The following is a 19423-nucleotide window of genomic DNA, read 5'->3' as shown; positions in this document are numbered from 1 at the left end:
GAAATGGTAAACTCACTTTAATATTTCTAATGATAAAAAATAAAAAAATGGCTAGAAGATTACCCCCTCTAAATTCCCTTAAAGCTTTTGAAGCCGCGGCTAGAAACCTCAGCTTTACAAAAGCAGCTGAAGAGCTATTTGTTACACAAGCGGCAATTAGTCATCAAATAAAATTATTAGAAGATCATCTAAGTATTAAACTTTTTATGAGGCGTAATCGCTCTTTATTGCTTACGGAAGAGGGACAAAGTTACTACTTAGATATTAAAGACATTTTTATTAATCTTTATGATGCAACCGAGCGGCTACTAAGCCGTGGGGCAAAAGGCTCTGTTAGTATTGCAATGACACCTAGTTTTGCGATTCAATGGTTAGTACCAAGACTTAGTGATTTTTCTAAACACAATCCTGATATAGATGTTCGCATTAAAGCTCAGGATCATGACGAAAACTCACTAACAGATGACGTTGATGTAGCTATTTATTATGGCAAAGGTCAGTGGAATGGCATAAATGCCGACAAACTGCATACTGAATACCTAATCCCAGTATGCTCGCCGTTATTGCTAGCCCAAAATAATGGCTTAAAGAATCTAGAAGATTTAAAAAACTTTACGTTACTTCACGATACTGCACGCAATAATTGGAAAGATTACATTAAGTCCGTAGGATTAAGGGATATTAACGTTAATCAGGGCCCTATTTTTTCCCACTCCTCTATGGTGCTGCAAGCCGCTATTCATGGCCAAGGAATAGCGTTAGCGCATAGTGTGTTAGCACAGCCGGATATTGAATCAGGAAGGTTAGTGGTGCCATTTACTCAAGCATTGATTAGTGAACGAGCTTACTACCTAGCGTGCAGGGATTCACAAATTGATAGCCCTAAAATAAAAATATTTAGGCAGTGGTTGTTGAATAAGGTAAAAAAAGAATCCCAGGGGTTAGCATTTGATTAACGTAATAGAACACGGATACAAAAGAACTACCTATTTAAATGATGAGGCTAAAGCGACCTTGCTGTTTGCACATGGTGCGGGAGCTGGAAATAAACACACTTTTATTGTTGATTACGCTATGTCATTGGCAAAACTTGGGTTTAATGTCGTTACTTTTAATTTTCCTTACATGCAAACAGTCTATGAAACGGAAAAAAGACGTCCACCTAATCGAGCCCCACAGTTATTAGAATACTTTCAACTAGAAATCGAAATGGTAAAGACAAGTATTGCACCTAAACTGCCTTTGTTTTTAATAGGCAAAAGTATGGGAGGGCGAATGGCTAGTTTATTAGCAGCAGACGTTGGAAACTTATTTGACGGCTTAATTGTTTTGGGATATCCATTCATACCACCTGGTAAACCAGAGAAGCTTGAAGAACGAATCGGCCATTTTCCTAAAATTGTCAAACCAACATTGATCCTGCAGGGAGAAAGAGATTCTTTTGGTGGGACCGAGTTAATTCAATCATTAAATCTGCCAAAGAACATGCAAACCTTTGCTATTCCTGATGGTGATCATAGTTTTAAACCAAGAAAGGCTTCTGGATATACTGAATTAAGCAACATGCAGTTAGCTGTTAGTAAAATAGAACAATTTGTAACTGGTCAGCTAAATGAATAATATTAACTCTAAGTTTGCTTTCATTAGCGCGATTGTACTGGGTTTTCTTGCTGTTTCTTTGGGCGCTTTTGGAGCCCATGGACTTAAGGGAATGTTAAGTAACTACCAGCTAGGAATTTGGCAGACCGCGGTAGAATATCAAATGTATCATGCAATAGTTTTGCTATTCACATCGCTATTAAAAGACTCTAAGGCTGCGAGAGTAGCTTCAAAGTTATTTTTATTCGGAAGTCTACTTTTCTCAGGTTCTCTCTACCTTTTAGCGATAACTGAAATTAGCGTGTTAGGTGCTATTACGCCAATAGGAGGCGTTTTGTTGTTAGGAGGATGGACAACACTAGTTTTTACATTAAAGGGTAATATTGATAAGGCTTAACACAAGCTAGAGCAAGGTTGGTTATTGTCGATGAGTTGCTGATAAATAGTTAGAAACTCGCTGTTGCTTATATTCAAAACTGATAATGCGCCTGAAATATCATCCAAAGAACTAGGGCGGTTATTACCTTTTAACCAGTTTAAAAGTGTCCACTCAGTTATAACTAACCCGCTTACGTTTACTCTAATTTGTTTAGGGACAGCTTTATAATCTACGAGTTTTGACTTTACTTCAAAGAAGCTATTCAGAGTAGCAACGTAGGCCTTTGGTAACTTCCAGTCAATAGCTAACTTTTTACTGCAACGTGCCCAATCAACTATTCTTGCCTTACCAAACGCGTCGTTTAGGGTGTAAAACTCGTTTTCATTCGGCCCTAGTAAAGTGGCAATGCTAGCGGCGTAGCGACTCTTTGGAATAATCATCAAACCTTGAAATATAACTCTAGATACCAGTTCTTGATATTCAGGAATAGAAAAACTTATCAGTTTGCTTAAGCCATTTGCGATACCAGCAAACACATTTTCTTTGTTGATAACTTCATACTCACCAAAGGCTAAGTTTTTTTGTTGAAGTAATTTCATTTCAGAAATACAAACTACTGGGTATATACGAATCATTCCTAAAAGGGCAATAGCATGTCGAATGTTAGAAACAGGCTGGTGAGTGCGTGTAACGCCTTTGGCATAGTCCATCACTAACTTAGACTTTTGAGTATCTTGAGAAAGGTAGTCGGCAATTAATAAGGTCGTTTCCGATAGCAGTGCTTTTGAAGTTTTGTCTAAGTACTCCGGAGGTAAATACCTAGCGTTTAATTCATTATTATTTGGTGCTAAACCTATAAAGCTTTCAATAACTTCTACTGATAAATGGCTGAGTGACGTTTTATAACTTAGAGCCTGTTGCGGTAAAATAAATCTTATTTTGTTTGTACACAATACCATGGGGGCGACAAATACATTACGTTCTTCAACTTTCCCGTAACTTATACAAGGAACCTCTGAAATGTCATTTTTATTATTAACTTTATAGTTTACAGATACTAAAAAATTGTTGTCAGCAGAAACACACAACTTGCCAAATGACAAAAGAGATATACATTGGCTAAACATTCCAACATAACTTGCCGTAAATGGCTTTGGACAAATTAAATTAAGCTGCACCAAAGACTTAGCTAGTGCTGCATCTGCCGATAACGGTTTGCTTAGGTAAAAAGGGCAGGTGTAAATAGCTGAGTTCAAAGATAGAATAACGATTGTTTGGCATACTTGGTTTTTATTTTTAAACTCATTGATATTCGCTATTTGCGAAAGTATCCGAAGAATATCAGGTTCATCTATGTATTCATTTTTGACTTGTTTAAAAGTGATTTTAGCCGCATTTTTAAAAATACTCTTATATTGAGTGAATAAACTATGGTCAGCTTTTACCTTAAGAAAATAAGGAGACATGGTATAAATGATTAGTAATGTTGTGGTAACTAGCTTCTGTTTCGTCACCAGAGAATAACTGCCTTGATGAGCTAGAACATTGGCAATCAATACCGTCTTAATAATAAGATTTGTTAAGTAACTTTGTTTTTTATCTCTAACATTTAATAAAAGTAGAGAGGCGCCAGGTGTATGCGTTAGAACTTCTTGCGTTGCGTCAATAAAGTGACCAATGGATACTTTTAGTGTGCTAATGTCCTGAGTTCTAAAATCAGTGGCGCATTTACCAGCCAACGCAATAAAGTGGTTTATTGCGTCTGACTTAGTATTGTCATTATTAAAAGCGAGTTCTTGGTTCAAATTCTAATCGAGTCAAATTGTTCAAAGGCTGATATACCCCAAGCAATGAGCTTGCCATCTTTAAATAAAAGTGGCGTACATTCATCTTTAGTCGTTATGCCATCAGATTTTTCATGTTTAGTACGATAGAACATAACTTGAAATGTTTCGCCATTTAGTATTTTTGCCTCTGTAATATCAGGAGAGCCCAACGACTGTATTATACGCTCTTTAAATATAGGCTCGTCTATAGACAACTCATTTATATACTTTTTATTGTATGCTTGCCTGTCATCCCATCTCATTTGATCTGGGTTATCTTCATAAAACGTTAATACACCCGCAGCTAACACGGCATATAAACCAAACCCAATTAGCGAATATTTAACTACTTTCTTACTCATTGCCTAACCTGTTTATATTAAAAAGCCTTTATCATTATAACGATAAAGGCTGTTGTATTGTCAAAGTTAACTTTGTAAATGTTTTTGTATTAAGTTTTTATTTTATAGCATGGTTCATATACTGAGCCGGGCAACTTCATTCGACCTTGTTTTACAAATGCCTCTAAAAGGTTGTCCATCTTGTTCATTAGCCCAGTATCGCCGGATAGTTCGAACGGACCATGCTCTTTTACTGCTAACAAGCCTTCTTGCTTAATATTTCCTGCAACAATACCAGAGAAAGCTCGGCGAAGGTTTGCCGCTAGGTCCTCCACCGGTTGGTCTAAATGTAAGTTTAATTTAGCCATATTCTGGTGGGTTGGGTCAAAACTTTGCTGGAAAGGTTCCGGTATTTTTAACGTCCAATTAAATTGATATGCATCGCCTATGGTTTTCCTGTGTATACGCAAAGGCTCCATTTGTGCTTTTACTAAAGTGGCAACTTCTATTGCGTCATTGGTTACTATAGTAAGTAAACTTCTTGCTTTTTCACCCAATACACTTTCAACAAACTCAGCAATCTCTTCAAAGTAAGCAATTGAAGATTTAGGACCGGTCAAAATTATAGGCAGAATTTGCTGTTCGTTTTCTGGGTTCAGCATAAGACCTAAGATATAGAGCAACTCTTCAGCTGTACCTGCACCACCTGGGAAAATGACAATTGAATGTGCAACTCGAACAAAGGCTTCAAGCCTCTTTTCTATGTCAGGCAGTATAACCAATTCATTAACTATTGGGTTTGGCGCTTCTGCCGCAATAATTGAAGGTTCAGTTAAACCCAGGTATCGGCCACTTTTTATCCGTTGTTTTGAGTGTGCTAACGCCGCACCTTTCATCGGTCCTTTCATAGCACCTGGGCCGCAACCGGTACAAATGTTTAATCCTCGTAGGCCAAGTTGGTAACCAACTTCCTTCGTATAGTCATATTCTTCTGGCCCTATTGAGTGGCCACCCCAGCATACAACTAAATTTGGCGCGTCAATAGGTTGAACAACTCTCGCATTCCTAAGCATATCAAAAACATTATTTGTAATTTGCTTACTCTCAGAAATGTTTAACGACGGTTGATGCTGGTATTTATTAGCATTAAATAATATGTCGCGTATTACAGCTTGTAAGTGTTCTTGTATACCTACAATTAATTTACCATCTACGAACGCTGACATAGGTGGGTTGATTAACTCTATTTTTATTCCACGTTCTTTTGAAATCAGATGAATATCAAAGTCTTTATATTTGTTATAGATCTCTGCACTGTCGTCAGTTTCGCTACCTACATTTAATACTGCGAGTGCACAACTCCTAAAAAGCTTGTATAAGTCACTATTTGACGACTTTTCTAGTTGTTTCACTTCGACTTGAGACAATAAATTCATTCCATCGAGCGGGCTTAATACTATCCGCATAACTACTCCTATTTTTTATAACAAACCCTATTTCTGCCAGTATGTTTGGCTTCGTAAAGGGCTTTGTCCGCTCGGTCAAAAGCGGTGTGTACATTATCAGCCGCTAAAAATGCGGTAAATCCAATGGATATTGTAATGTTTAATGGTGTATCTTTAACTTTAAAAGGAATTTTTTCAACTGCCTTTCTTAAACTTTCTAAAGGTCCTGCCACTTTACTTGGATCGCTGTTAACCATAATTACCACAAACTCTTCACCACCATATCTCGCTAAAAAATCAGTTTTACGAAGGCTTTTTTTGAGAGTATTGGCAACAATTTTTAACGTTTTATCGCCTACACTATGACCATAGTTGTCATTTATTTTCTTAAAGTGGTCTATATCAATAACCGCTATAGACAATGGCTGAGGCTGTCGTAACCAACGTTGATATTCCTCTTGAATACGATTATCGTAGGCGCCGCGATTAGGTAAACTGGTTAAAGTATCAATTCCGTTCCTTACCTTTTCTTCGAGCCATTTATTTCTATAGTAGTCAGTCCGCTGCTCTAATCCACCTAGCTTTGCTTCCATGGCATTTAATGCCGACTGTAATTTATCAGACCGTTCTTGTTCTATATCGTCGCGTTTGCGGATTGAAGTGTTTATAACAGATAACTTCTTATCTATCACAACCTGCAGTTCACTTAATGAAGTTGCAGAGTTCGTGCTATCAGAGAGTTCCTTGATTTGCTTATCGATTTGGCTATTTAATGACTTTAGTTGTTTGTCATAGTTTTTAGAGCTTTTTAGGGAATCGAGAAGCGTAGCGTGAACATCAGCAAGTGCTTTATTTATATTTAAAATTAAGCGTTGTGTCTGCGAAAACTCTTCACTAAAGCGTCCAACCACGTCTTCGAAAAAGCTTAGGCAAATATCTAGCTTTTGGTCATCGCTATCGGCTATTTTTATGCGGTCACTGAACGTATCTAAACTTGGTTTTATCACATCACTTTTAGACAGTTTGATTAACCCAGAGACTAGGCTTTCCATCATATTGGAATTGAACGTTTCGGCGATATTGTTGGGCTGGTTACTTGGAGCGTCGTCGTTGGTAACATCACTAAATTTTACCGCTACCAGTAACTTCATTAAATTGGCTATATTAGGCTGGATTTCCGTAATAATATTAGAGTCGGTGGACTTTATTTTATTTAAAATCATCCTTAAATTTCTACGAACGGTAGAATCCATTCCCTTTGTAGACTGAAGGGATTCTCCAATTTCCAATACATCAGATTTGAGTTCTCTGAGGCTATTTGCAAACTCTGCTTCGAATGATTTTAGTGATTGGTTTGTAGCGGTAATAAAAGGTTCTAATTCAGAAGAATCTTCCGCTTTTTTTATGCCTTTGCGTAATTCAGCGAGTTTATGATCAAGCTCTTTGTGATTGCCCTTCAAAATAACACCAAATCGGTCAATTACTTTAAAAGTGCTACTAAGGTTTGTCTCAATACGAGTATTGATTTCGCGAAGTTTAATTACTTCTGAAATTGATTTGTCAGTCATATAATCGCTTGTATAGGCTATGTAACAAAAAATAATTTATGACGTAACTATAATTGCAAAGCAAAAAAAAAGCCATTTAACATGGCTGTTTAAAGGTTACTAATTGTTACTTAAGCAGGTAGTAGGGTAGCCAAGTAGGCTCTTGTTTGTACTCTTCGTTCATAACAGACTCCTTTTTAACCAATCTCAGATTATAAAAGGAATACTAAATTAAAAGCGAACAAAATGAAAGTTGTTTTGTAATGTTACGTGTTGGGTTACATATTGGGCTGCATTATTGTTTAACCTACAAACATTGTATTGTACAAACGGGTAGCTTGAACGTCTGACATGTTCGCTAAAAAGTCACAAATAAGCCGGTTTTGAAGGTCGAGTGACCCGGCATTTTGATAAACAAGTGATAAGTCTGTAGGTAACAATCTAAAGGGATCTGATTGAATCGCTTTAAATAGAGACACTAACATTTGTTGACCTCGAAACTCTGCTTGTTGTAGTGGAGCTGACAAAATAACGTTCTGGTATACAAAGTCTTTTAAGAGGTTAAGAACGGATTCTGCTGAACTCTCTAGTTTTACGTTGTAACGTAAAATGGGATGCTCAAAACCGCTATGTTGTTCTGTAATGGCGATGTTAGTAATTAGATGGTTAACTAAAGCGCCAATTGCATTTTTACGTTCAAAGTGTTTTGAACTAAATAACATTACAGTTAGTTGTTCTGAGTGCGTTTTGGCCCATTTATTATCTAAAGCTTTAAATGAAACTAAAACTTGTGAGCGCCAAACAGACTCTGTCACGTTGTTTAAAACTATTGCGTCTTCAAGATCATGGACGGCATAGGCTATATCATCTGCCAACTCCATTATAGAAGCGTCAAAAGATTTATAATTTGTTTTTGATTTAATATATGGTGTATTTGATTGATTGTCTTCGCTAACTGAACTGGTAAATAGCTTAGCGTCGTTTGTAGTTGCGGTTTCCATTACCCAAGAATAAACATCTTTATCTACTTCGAATAAGCCTTTTGTTGGTTTCCACTGTTTTGCATTTATAAATTCGTGATTAGTTTGTGACGCAATATACTTAGGATTTGCCCTTATAAATTGCGGATATTTTATTAGGCCTAAAAATGTTCGTCGTGTTAAATCCATACCATGTGATTCAGTGTATGGTTCCAGTTTTGAGACGATTCGCAATGTTTGCCCGTTGGCTTCAAACCCGCCAAAGTTATGCATCATATAATTTAGTGCTACTTCTCCTCCGTGACCAAAAGGTGGATGGCCAATATCATGGGCTAAACATAATGATTCAATTAAAGAGTCAGGAGGGAGAAGCTTTTGAAATATTGGGTTGTTGGTAACTTGATGGCTTTGCCTTAATTGCGCCAATAAACCTGTACCAATTTGTGCAACTTCTAGAGAATGTGTTAGTCGGGTTCTATAGAAATCGTCTTGGCCTACTCCTAATATCTGAGTTTTCGCTTGAAGTCGCCTAAAAGCTGCAGAGTGAAGAATTCTAGCCTTATCTCGTTGATAAGGCTCCCTATGATCATTTGGCCGTTTTGTTGATAGATTTGAACGGCGCTGGGATAGTTCCATATGAATTCTCTCTGCTTCAATTTTAAAAGTACGTTATAGCGGACGTGATATTTCATCAAAACTAAGCGAAAAACTTGGCAAAAACACCTTCATAAAATACTGTAACTCTTCAGTTTGATATTTTTCTAAAGATTTTTCGATATTCTTTTTCGCCTTTTCAAATTCGTGATTGCCCGCTGCAATTTCTTCTATGGCTTTTATATAACCACAGACTACATCTGCAGACTTAACAATTAAGGCAATGTCTTCTGGTATTTTATGATGGTCGATAACATCAGCAAAGTCTTCTTTGAATTCCTCTGGTAGCATGTCTAAAAGTGACTGCTCTGCTATATTCTCAATTTTTTTATAGGCTCTTGCTATTTCTTCATTATGGTACTTAATAGGACTAGGAAGGTCTCCCGTCAAAACTTCACTGGCATCATGATAAAGAGCAACAATAGCAACCTGATTTACATCAAGGCGACCACCAAACTTTTTATTCTTGATGACTGCTAACATGTGAGCAACGGTGGCGACTTGATGGCTATGTTCTTGAACATTTTCAGCGGTTACTGTTCGCATAAGCGGCCATCTAAAAATAAGCTTTAGCCTAGAGATATTTGCAAAAAAATGACTGGTTTCCATATGTTTACTTCTAACTAATTTACTTGTGTCTAGCATAACAGCTATTAAAAACAAGTCGATTACCTTACTTACATTTTGTTTCAATACGTAACATGATTTAGTCAATTTTTAGTCTAAAATTAAATAAGATAATTTAACATTTATAATATAGGTACATTATGCCGTTACCCATTATTGTTGCAGGTTTGGTACTCGGGGCTGTAGTGAGTAATCAAAGTACTAAGCAATACTATCGAAATCTAGAGCTTCGTCGTAACCGAGAATCTTCAAACAGCCTTTGCAACTCAAATAAGCTAGTAAAGTCTCCGTCAGAATATTGTCAAAGGGCCAATACGTTTAACCCAGAAGAAGGAAGCATTGTATGCTGTGAAGTATTTGGGGTATTGGACCATACGGGTGTTTGGATAGATGAAGACACGATTATAGAGTTTAGTAATACTGGCTTAACTAAATCGGTTTCTGCTTCTCGTTTTTTAAAAGAACGTTCTGGTAACAATATTTATGTAGCAAACAACAGAAATGGAAAATCAATTATTATCGACGGAATTGTAGAACGAGCTATTAGCCGAATCTATACTTACAAGGACTACGATTTACAGCGTAATAACTGCCATAATTTTATTGCCAGTTGTATCTCAACTAAAAACAAAGGCGTAACCTTATTTTCTGATCTTAATAGTTTAATCGCTCAGATTAGTAAGCAAGATATATACTGGGACAAAGTTAAGGTATAACGCGTTTAACCGCTGTGCTAAAATCATTATTAATTCAACCGTTTTAAATCAGGTGTTTATGCAAAACCAATCAGTATCATCAAAAGCAACTAGTGCTCTAGCTATCATTATCGTCCTTCTATTTGGAGCGTACCCATTTGTTAGTAAACAAACAACAACGTTTGATCAAGAAGTAATGACAGAAGAAGAGCAAACGGTTACCTACGCAAATGAATTCCTACCTAACTTCGCGGAATATAACGATGTAAAGGAAAAGAAAAGAGCGTTTTTTTCGTATTTACAACCATTAGTAGAGCAAGTAAATTCTGAAGTTGAACAACAGCGCGATTTTATTTCAAATTTAACAGCAATACCCACTGCAAAAAACGAAAAGCAGCGTTTTAATAAAATACTAAAACGTTACAGTTTAAAAAATGATGTTCCGTTTGAAGAATTAAAAACAAAAGTATTAAGAAGGGCAGATACATTGCCTGTCGCTTTAGTTTTAATGCAGGCCGCAAATGAAAGTGCCTGGGGCACGTCTAGGTTTGCGCTTGAAGCAAATAATCTATTTGGGCAATGGTGTTTTAAAAAAGGTTGTGGCGTTGTTCCTACAGGACGCCCAGCTGGTGAAACTTATGAAGTTAGAATGTTCCATCACCCAATCGCATCTATAAGAAGTTATTTTAATAACCTAAATACTGGTCATGCTTATGTAATGCTTAGAGATGTTAGAGAAGAGTTGCGTGCTGAACAAGAAGAGTTAGACCCTCAAGTTTTAGCAACTGGTTTGTTAAAATACTCCATTAGAAGAGAAGCTTACGTTGAAGAAATTCAAACTATGATCCGAGTAAATAATAAGTATATAGATTAATTGATGAAAATATTAAAACTCTTTGGGTTGGTTATACCGACCCTAGTATGCAGTTCTGTTTTTGCTACTGAAAATGTTATGTCATTAAGTTACGATGGTTTTTTTGATCGTATAGAGAAATTGGACAAGCCTGAATTTCAAAATGTTAAGTTAGCTTTTTATTTAAAAGAAATGACTACTGGCAAACCTTGTGGCATCAAGTCGGTTCAGCTAAAAACTAAACTTAAATCAAAGAAAGTGTATTTCTATGAGTCAGGTGAAGTTATTTTGCCTTTTGACAAGCAGTACGATTTAGATAAAGCCCAAGTTGTAATCGAAAAAGTAAATGATGATAACTGTGGTTTAGATATGCGAATAGAAAGTATCAGTTTGTTTTCCACAAACATAAAGGCGAATGAGATTATTGATCTTATCGATACGTTTGATGCCGCGCTTGAAAAGCAAACTGGTATGTTGTCATTCCTTGCACCAGAAGTCATTGGAGCTACGTTTTTAGCTCCTGAAGGCAGTAGTATGGAAATAGTAAGTGGAGCAAAAGGTGAATGTAACGATTTAGGCTGTACGATCACCAAAAGTAGTTTTGAAAATAATATAGAACATGTTGAGTTTTCAATAAAACCAACAAAAGCATTGCCTTACATACAAAAATAGAGCTTATAAAAGCTCTATTTCTATATCGCCTGCAGGTTTACTACAGCAAGTTAATATTTCGCCTTTTCTTACAAAGGCAAGTGGCTCATTTAAGTAGGTAACAGAGCCACTTTTAATTTTACAACGACATGCCCCACAAAAACCTTCTCGGCAATGATAAAGCATCTCTACACCATTGTGTTGCAGTGAATCTAACAAACTAGCTTCTGAGTCTTGAAACTCGAACTTAGCTAATGATTTTTCACTTTGTATTACGTTAACTTTGGCCATAGGTTGAAAAGTAATTGTCTAAACAATTACAGTTCAAATCCATCAAATGCTGCGGCATTAACTTCAGAATCTATTTGACCAACAAGGTACGAGCTAATTTCAGCTTCTTGCGGTGCAACTTGAACGTTGTCAGACTCTAAGTATTTGTTCATCCACGGAAGAGGGTTGCTCTTTACATCAAACATAGTAGGCATACCAATTGCCGCCATTCTATGGTTAGCAATATACTCTACATATTGGCAAAGAATTTCTTCATTAAGACCAATCATAGAACCGTCTTTAAACAAGTAGGTCGCCCATTCTTTTTCTTGTTCAACAGCTTTTAAGAAAATTTCTTGTGCTTCAGCAAAACATTCCATGCTAATTTCTTGCATTTCTGGATCATCTTGACCGTCAGCCCACAAATTAATGATGTGCTGCGTAGAAGTTAAATGAAGATTTTCATCACGGGCGATTAGGCGGATAATTTTAGAGTTACCTTCCATAATCTCACGTTCTGCGAAAGCAAAAGTACAAGCAAAACTTACGTAGAAGCGAATTGCTTCTAAAGCATTGATTGAGTTTACTGCCAAGTACAGCTTTTTCTTAAGCTCACGCATTGTTACCGTATATTCAACACCTTCAACAGTATGCTTGCCTTCGCCAAGTGTTTGGAAAAGTTGCGTATGGAAAATAAGGTCGTCGTAATATTGTGAAATATCTGATGCACGTTTAAGAATCTCTTCGTTTCTAACAATGTCATCAAAAATTGGACTAGGGTCATTAAATAAGTTACGTAAAATATGCGTATACGAACGTGAGTGAATAGTTTCACTGAATGACCAAGTTTCAATCCAAGTTTCTAACTCTGGTAGAGAGGTAATTGGTAGCAAAGCAACGTTAGGGCTACGACCTTGAATAGAGTCCAATAAAGTTTGATACTTTAAATTAGAGATAAAAATATGCTTTTCACTTTCCGTCATTGACTGGAAGTCTGCGCGGTCGCGACTTACATCAATTTCTTCTGGTCTCCAAAAAAATGATAATTGTTTTTCTATGAGTTTTTCAAAAATTGAGTGACGTTGTTGATCATAACGAGCAACGTTTACAGTTTCGCCAAAGAACATTGGTTGCTCTAACGGATTAACATCGTGTTGATTAAAAGTGGTATAACGCATTATCTTTACTCTACTTAAATTAGGTTATGAATGGCGTGCAATTAAATTTTGCACGCACCGCCTTCACAGTCTTCATCGTCTTCAATTACAACTGTTGTTGGAGGCTCTACCGATTTTGTTTTGCCACCTTCAGTTACCGTACCAGCTTGGTCACGAGTGTTATGGTAGTAAAGTGTTTTTACGCCATATTTATAAGCCATCAGCAAGTCTTTTAATAACTGCTGCATAGGCACTCGGTGATCAGGGTAGTTGCTTGGGTCATAGTTTGTATTAGCTGAAATTGTTTGGTCAATAAACTTCTGCATAATACCGACAAGCTGCAAATAACCAGTGTTATTTTCTAGGCTCCACAACAATTCATATTGGTCACGTAACGTAGCAATTTCTGGTACTACTTGCTTAAGAATACCGTCTTTACTTGCTTTTATACTGATTAAACCACGAGGTGGCTCAATACCATTTGTCGCATTTGATATTTGAGATGATGTTTCAGAAGGCATCAATGCAGAAAGCGTAGAGTTACGTAAACCATACTTAACCATGTCTGCACGCAAGCCTTCCCAATCTAAATGTAAAGGTTCATCACAAAACTCATCGACCGCTTTTTTGTAAGTATCTATTGGTAAGATACCTTGAGAGTAGGTGGTTTCGTTAAACTTAGGACACGCGCCTTGCTCTTTCGCTAACACATTTGATGCTTTTAATAGGTAATATTGAATTGCTTCAAAAGTTCTGTGCGTTAAATTGTTACCTGAACCATCTGAGTATTTTGCACCATTTTTAGCTAGGTAGTAGGCCATATTGATTACGCCTATACCCAACGTACGACGACCCATAGTTGCATTTTTAGCTGCTATTACTGGGTAATCTTGGTAATCCAGTAGGCTATCTAGAGCTCTTACTGCTAATTCCGCTAATTCATCTAACTCATCTAAAGACTTAATAGCACCAAGGTTAAAGGCCGACAATGTACATAATGCAATCTCACCTTCTTCATCATTAATATGTTGAAGTGGCTTAGTTGGCAATGCAATTTCCAAACAAAGGTTGCTTTGTCTAACCGGTGCAAACTTAGGGTTAAATGGACTGTGCGTATTACAGTGGTCAACGTTCTGTAGATAGATACGGCCAGTACTTGCACGTTCATTAAGGAACAAGCTAAATAACTCGATGGCTTTTATGCGCTTCTTACGAATGCTGTCATCGTTTTCATATTTAACGTAAAGCTCTTCAAACTTGTCTTGATCTTCAAAGTAAGCATCATAAAGACCTGGTACGTCAGAAGGACTGAATAAGGTAATGTAGTCATCTTTAATTAAACGTGAGTACATAGTTCTGTTGAACTGCACACCATAATCTAGATGGCGAACACGGTTTTCTTCAACACCGCGGTTATTTTTAAGAACCAGTAAAGATTCAACTTCTAAATGCCAAAGAGGGTAAAACAATGTTGCAGCGCCGCCACGAACACCACCTTGTGAACAACTTTTTACTGCCGTTTGGAAGTGTTTATAAAACGGAATACAACCAGTATGGAATGCTTCGCCATTTCTAATTGAGCTACCTAAAGCTCTAATACGGCCTGCGTTAATACCAATACCTGCACGTTGACTAACGTATTTAACAATCGCAGATGATGTTGCATTAATAGAGTCTAGGTTATCGCCAGCTTCAATTAATACGCAAGAGCTAAATTGACGAGTCGGGGTACGAACACCTGACATTATAGGTGTAGGTAATGAAATTTTAAATTGTGAAGCCGCATCATAAAAACGTTTGATGTAATCTAAACGGGTATCTGCGGGATACTTTGCGAATAAGCACGCTGCTACAAGGACATATAGAAACTGTGCGCTTTCATAAATTTCGCCGGTTACTCGGTTTTGTACCAAGTACTTACCTTCAAGTTGTTTTACCGCGGCATAGCTAAAGTCTAAGTCACGATTGTGAACAATAAACTGGTCCATTGCGTCAAATTCGGCTTCTGTAAAGTCAGACAATAAGTGCTCATCATAACGCTTATCACCCACCATTTTTTTAACATGGTCGAACAGGCGAGGTGGCTCAAACTGGCCATATGCTTTTTTGCGCAAATGGAAAACCGCTAAACGAGCAGACATGTACTGATAATCTGGAGAAGTTTCAGATATTAGATCAGCAGCAGCTTTAATGATCGTCTCATGAATGTCTTCTGTTTTAATACCATCATAAAATTGAATGTGTGAACGAATTTCAACTTCAGATACAGAAACATTATCTAGGCCTTTGGCTGCCCACGTAATAACTCTGTGAATCTTATCTAAGTCGAGAAGTTCTTTTGAACCGTCTCGTTTGCTAACAGAAAGGCTGGTATTCATCTGGCCTGCTTGTCCTTTATTTTTATTGTATGCGCACGGTTTAAGCTAATTGTATTAACATTAACCAACTTTTTTACCCATTGGATAAAAACACATCATATAGTGTTTGAAATATTACAGTGACACAAGATAAGGTGTGTTGACCTTCAATGCAACCCTAAATGTTGGGGCAAAAATAGGCGTTTATTTAATGGGTAAGTGTTCCCTAACGCTATGACATTTACTATCAATTACCGACAGAAAAAATCTAGCTTAAAATTAAAATATATTCTTTTTTTTTATTCGAAAAAATTCATAAATTGGTGCTAAACGTGCAACACCATTTATAACTTTTCACAGTACAATAAGTAATTAACACCAACACCTGGTTTAATCTTAAACTGTTCTGTAAATGGGTTAAAATGGATACCTACGGCATCTCTCACTTTAACACCATGTTTCTCAGCCCAACCTACTAACTCTGCAGGCTTTATAAACTTATTAAAGTCATGCGTACCGTCCGGCACAATTTTTAATACTTTTTCTGCTGCAACTATCGCTAGTAAATAGCTTTTAAATGATTTATCTAATGTAGAAAAGAAGACTTTACCACCGGGCTTACAGGCTCTAATTGCGGAAGCAACAACTGATTCTGGGTCAGGGACGTGTTCTAACATTTCCAAACACGTAACAACATCATATGCATTGGCGTTTGCTTCTGAGTATTCTTCAGAGTTAGCTTTTATGTAAGCTACATTATTGATACCAGACTCTAATGCGTGCAGTTTCGCAACACTCAAAGAGTCTTCAGCTAAATCAATGCCAGTTACTTCTGCGCCCAATTTAGCTAATTGCTCTGCGAAAATTCCACCACCACAACCTATGTCTAAAATTTTATTGTGTTGGACGCCGCCGGTTTTTTCTTGGATATAGGCAACGCGAGTAGGGTTTAACAAATGAAGAGGTTTAAATTCACCTTCAGTATCCCACCAAGCGGCTGCAATAGAGTTAAACTTGTTGATTTCGTTGTCATCAACGTTAATATCATTTTGAGGAATTTGTTCAGACTTCATTTTGATCCATATAATTAGTCGCCACAGACGTACGATGGCATATCTAAAATTTATTATAAAGATCCTAAAAGGATCTTTGAAGTAGAAAAGTTTTGTTTTTGTATAAACTTATAGATTGATATTTAAATGGAAGTAGTACAAATTACTAATTTAAACTAGCCAGTAATCGTCATTGTGTTACAATCGCGAGCTGACTTTATAACAATAAAACTTCATTAAAGTAGTTGCAGGGAACAGTGCGTTTATGACAGATCTTGCCAACAATATTAGCCCGATTAATATTGAAGAAGAATTAAAAACCAGTTACCTAGATTATGCGATGAGCGTAATTGTAGGTCGTGCATTACCAGATGTTCGTGATGGATTAAAACCAGTACATCGACGTGTATTATTCGCAATGAATGAATTGCGCAATGACTGGAACAAACCTTACAAAAAATCTGCTCGTGTAGTAGGTGATGTAATAGGTAAATACCATCCACATGGTGATAGCGCCGTTTACGATACAATCGTACGTATGGCTCAACCATTTTCCCTTCGTTATACATTAGTAGACGGCCAAGGTAACTTTGGTTCTATCGACGGAGACTCAGCAGCCGCAATGCGTTATACGGAAGTCCGTATGGAAAAAATTGCGCATGAACTTCTAGCTGACCTTGAGAAAGAAACTGTAGACTTTGTTCCGAACTATGATGGTACTGAGCATATTCCTGCTGTATTACCAACTAAAGTACCCGCTTTATTAGTAAATGGTTCTTCTGGTATCGCCGTAGGTATGGCAACAAACATTCCACCTCATTCATTACGTGAAGTTATTGATGCTACGTTAGCACTTTCGCATAATGAAGATATTGATTTAGAAGAGTTAATGACTCATATACCAGGTCCTGATTTCCCTACAGGGGCAATCATTAATGGACGTAAAGGTATAGAAGAAGCTTACCGTACTGGCCGTGGTAAAGTTTATATCCGTGCTCAAACTCATATCGAAACTGATGAGAAAACGGGTAAAGACACTATTGTTGTTGACGAAATTCCATACCAAGTAAACAAAGCTCGGTTAATTGAAAAAATTGCTGAGTTAGTTAAAGACAAAAAACTTGAAGGCATTTCAGCGTTGCGCGATGAGTCTGATAAAGACGGCATGCGTATCGTTATTGAGCTTAAGCGTGGTGAACCGACAGAAGTAATTCTTAATCACTTATTTGCTTTAACTCAAATGCAGACAGTATTTGGTATGAATATGGTAGCGCTAGACCACGGTCAGCCTAAAATATTCAACCTAAAAGAAATGCTAGAAGCGTTTCTGTCGCATAGACGTGAAGTTGTAACTCGTAGAACCGTATTTGATTTACGTAAAGCCAGAGACCGTGCTCATATTCTTGAAGCTTTAGCGATTGCGTTAGCAAACATTGATGAAATCATAGAATTAATCAAAACATCGCCTACACCTGCGGAAGCAAAAACGCGTTTAACTGCGCGTGGATGGAACCTAGGTTCTGTAGCAGCAATGTTAGAACGTGCCGGTGATGATGCAGCGCGTCCTGAATGGTTAGAAGATGAGTATGGTATTCGCGATGGTCAATACTTCATGACCGAGCAACAAGCTCAAGCGATATTAGAACTACGTCTTCACAAACTAACCGGTTTAGAACATGAGAAAATCCTTGGCGAATATGCCGAGTTACTAGAACTAATCGCAGAACTACTAGAGATTTTAGGCAGCCCAGAGCGCTTAATGGAAGTAATTCGCGAAGAACTTGATTTAATCCGAGTTACCTACGGTGATGATCGCTGTACAGAAATTCGAGATGCGTCTCATGACATCAATTTAGAAGATTTGATTAACGAAGAAGATGTAGTTGTTACACTTTCTCACGAAGGTTACACAAAATATCAACCGTTAACGGATTATCAAGCGCAGCGCCGTGGTGGCCGTGGTAAGTCAGCAACTAAGATGAAAGACGAAGATTTCATTGAAAAGCTACTTATTGCTAACACGCATGACACTATTCTTTGCTTCTCAGACTTTGGTCGTTTGTATTGGTTGAAGGTTTACCAATTACCACTGGCAAGTCGTCAATCTCGTGGTCGTCCAATTGTAAATATCTTACCGTTAGACCCAGATGAGAAAATCACTGCTATATTACCAGTGCGTGAGTTTGAAGAAGGCAAGTTTGTCTTTATGGCAACGGCTAATGGTACTGTTAAAAAGACAGCGCTTACTGAATACTCTCGTCCTCGTTCAAACGGTATCATCGCTGTAAATCTTAACGATGGTGACAAGCTGATTGGTGTAGATATCACTAACGGTGAAGACGAAATCATGTTGTTCTCTCAAAACGGTAAAGTGGTTCGTTTCCATGAAAACCAAGTAAGAGGCATGGGCCGTACAGCAACAGGTGTACGCGGTATTAAGTTAACGGACGACGCTAAAGTTGTTTCATTAATTATTCCTAACCATGACGACAACATTTTAACGATCACAGAAAATGGCTTTGGTAAGAGAACGCCACAACATGAGTATCCAGCGAAGAGCCGTGCTACTCAGGGTGTTGTTTCAATTAAAGTTAGTGAGCGTAACGGCCTTGTTGTTGGTGCAACCCAAGTTGCTGATACACATGAAATCATGATTATTAGTGATAAAGGCACGTTAGTTCGAACTCGAGTTGAAGAAGTTTCAGTTGTAGGTCGTAATACTCAAGGTGTTCGACTAATAAGAACGATTGAAGGTGAACTTGTTGTTGGTCTAGCTCGTGTTGAAGAAATTGAAGACGAAGTTGAACTAGATGAAGATGGTAACCCAATTATTGTTGAGGCGCTAAATGAAGACGGCACTCCAATTGTAAGTGAGGCAAACACTTCTGAAGAAACAACGTCTGAAGCTGAAGAGTCACAAGATAAAAGTGATGACGCAGAAGATAATGCTGAAGACGACGCGTAATTAGTAGTTAATACTCGTTACAAAA

General features: G+C 37.4%; 17 protein-coding genes. 7 read left to right on the top strand and 10 right to left on the bottom strand.

Translation table 11 applies throughout. The annotated features are described in order from the left end of the window. Positions 1 to 47 precede the first annotated feature (47 nt). From ABD009_RS01110 to ABD009_RS01100, 3 genes are read left to right on the top strand one after another with little or no spacing between them, the layout of a single operon-like run. Positions 48 to 956, top strand: a complete 909-nt coding sequence (locus ABD009_RS01110; protein WP_343822203.1) for a transcriptional regulator GcvA — start codon at positions 48 to 50, stop codon at positions 954 to 956. Continuing rightward, on the top strand, positions 949 to 1620 hold the full coding sequence (locus ABD009_RS01105; RefSeq protein ID WP_343822202.1) for an alpha/beta family hydrolase: 672 nt from the start codon (positions 949 to 951) through the stop codon (positions 1618 to 1620). Before ABD009_RS01110 ends, ABD009_RS01105 begins: the two co-directional genes overlap by 8 nt. Then, positions 1613 to 1996, top strand: coding sequence for a DUF423 domain-containing protein (locus ABD009_RS01100; protein ID WP_343822201.1), 384 nt, complete (start codon positions 1613 to 1615; stop codon positions 1994 to 1996). Before ABD009_RS01105 ends, ABD009_RS01100 begins: the two co-directional genes overlap by 8 nt. Here ABD009_RS01100 and ABD009_RS01095 read toward each other — a convergent pair. From ABD009_RS01095 to yfbR, 6 genes are all read right to left on the bottom strand, one after another. Then, on the bottom strand, positions 1993 to 3783 hold the full coding sequence (locus tag ABD009_RS01095) for a hypothetical protein (protein ID WP_343822200.1): 1791 nt from the start codon (positions 3781 to 3783) through the stop codon (positions 1993 to 1995). The genes ABD009_RS01100 and ABD009_RS01095 overlap by 4 nt on opposite strands. Next, positions 3780 to 4166, bottom strand: a complete 387-nt coding sequence (locus ABD009_RS01090) for a DUF3192 domain-containing protein (protein ID WP_343822199.1) — start codon at positions 4164 to 4166, stop codon at positions 3780 to 3782. The genes ABD009_RS01095 and ABD009_RS01090 overlap by 4 nt, the downstream gene beginning before the upstream one ends. Positions 4167 to 4255: 89 nt before the next feature. Further along, on the bottom strand, positions 4256 to 5611 hold the full coding sequence (gene ppnN / locus ABD009_RS01085; RefSeq protein WP_343822198.1) for a nucleotide 5'-monophosphate nucleosidase PpnN: 1356 nt from the start codon (positions 5609 to 5611) through the stop codon (positions 4256 to 4258). An 8-nt stretch (positions 5612 to 5619) separates the two neighbouring features. After that, entirely contained in the window at positions 5620 to 7158 is a 1539-nt protein-coding gene (locus ABD009_RS01080) for a diguanylate cyclase (protein WP_343822197.1), read from the bottom strand. Between the two features lie 281 nt (positions 7159 to 7439). Further along, positions 7440 to 8753, bottom strand: a complete 1314-nt coding sequence (locus ABD009_RS01075; RefSeq protein ID WP_343822196.1) for an anti-phage deoxyguanosine triphosphatase — start codon at positions 8751 to 8753, stop codon at positions 7440 to 7442. 33 nt (positions 8754 to 8786) lie between these two features. Continuing rightward, complete coding sequence (yfbR, locus tag ABD009_RS01070; RefSeq protein WP_343822195.1) at positions 8787 to 9380, bottom strand: 5'-deoxynucleotidase; 594 nt, start codon at positions 9378 to 9380, stop codon at positions 8787 to 8789. Between the two features lie 158 nt (positions 9381 to 9538). Between yfbR and ABD009_RS01065 the strand changes: the two genes are divergently transcribed. From ABD009_RS01065 to ABD009_RS01055, 3 genes are read left to right on the top strand one after another with little or no spacing between them, the layout of a single operon-like run. Further along, complete coding sequence (locus tag ABD009_RS01065; protein ID WP_343822194.1) at positions 9539 to 10114, top strand: hypothetical protein; 576 nt, start codon at positions 9539 to 9541, stop codon at positions 10112 to 10114. Positions 10115 to 10172: 58 nt separating this feature from the next. Continuing rightward, entirely contained in the window at positions 10173 to 10967 is a 795-nt protein-coding gene (locus ABD009_RS01060; RefSeq protein WP_343822193.1) for a glucosaminidase domain-containing protein, read from the top strand. A 3-nt stretch (positions 10968 to 10970) separates the two neighbouring features. Then, positions 10971 to 11618 carry a DUF2987 domain-containing protein gene (locus ABD009_RS01055; RefSeq protein ID WP_343822192.1) on the top strand — a complete coding sequence of 216 codons (648 nt, stop codon included), beginning with the start codon at positions 10971 to 10973 and terminating at the stop codon, positions 11616 to 11618. A gap of 3 nt (positions 11619 to 11621) precedes the next feature. Here ABD009_RS01055 and yfaE read toward each other — a convergent pair whose 3' ends face one another. From yfaE to ubiG, 4 genes are all read right to left on the bottom strand, one after another. Beyond that, positions 11622 to 11888, bottom strand: a complete 267-nt coding sequence (gene yfaE, locus ABD009_RS01050; protein ID WP_155694798.1) for a class I ribonucleotide reductase maintenance protein YfaE — start codon at positions 11886 to 11888, stop codon at positions 11622 to 11624. A gap of 26 nt (positions 11889 to 11914) precedes the next feature. Next, a complete protein-coding gene (gene nrdB, locus ABD009_RS01045; protein WP_343822191.1) occupies positions 11915 to 13045 on the bottom strand; it encodes a class Ia ribonucleoside-diphosphate reductase subunit beta in 1131 nt (376 codons plus the stop codon). Between the two features lie 41 nt (positions 13046 to 13086). After that, a complete protein-coding gene (nrdA, locus tag ABD009_RS01040; RefSeq protein ID WP_343822190.1) occupies positions 13087 to 15402 on the bottom strand; it encodes a class 1a ribonucleoside-diphosphate reductase subunit alpha in 2316 nt (771 codons plus the stop codon). 323 nt (positions 15403 to 15725) lie between these two features. After that, complete coding sequence (gene ubiG / locus ABD009_RS01035; RefSeq protein ID WP_343822189.1) at positions 15726 to 16454, bottom strand: bifunctional 2-polyprenyl-6-hydroxyphenol methylase/3-demethylubiquinol 3-O-methyltransferase UbiG; 729 nt, start codon at positions 16452 to 16454, stop codon at positions 15726 to 15728. A 244-nt stretch (positions 16455 to 16698) separates the two neighbouring features. Here ubiG and gyrA point away from each other — a divergent pair, with 244 nt between their 5' ends. Continuing rightward, the gene (gene gyrA, locus ABD009_RS01030) at positions 16699 to 19398 is read left to right on the top strand and encodes a DNA topoisomerase (ATP-hydrolyzing) subunit A (protein ID WP_343822188.1); all 2700 of its coding nucleotides are present in this window, start codon (positions 16699 to 16701) and stop codon (positions 19396 to 19398) included. Positions 19399 to 19423 lie beyond the last annotated feature (25 nt).

It is taken from the genome of Psychrosphaera haliotis (genome assembly GCF_039523615.1).
GTDB classification, from domain to species: domain Bacteria; phylum Pseudomonadota; class Gammaproteobacteria; order Enterobacterales; family Alteromonadaceae; genus Psychrosphaera; species Psychrosphaera haliotis.
Note: the sequence above shows the minus strand (reverse complement) of the source record. Positions and strands in the feature narration are given on the sequence as shown.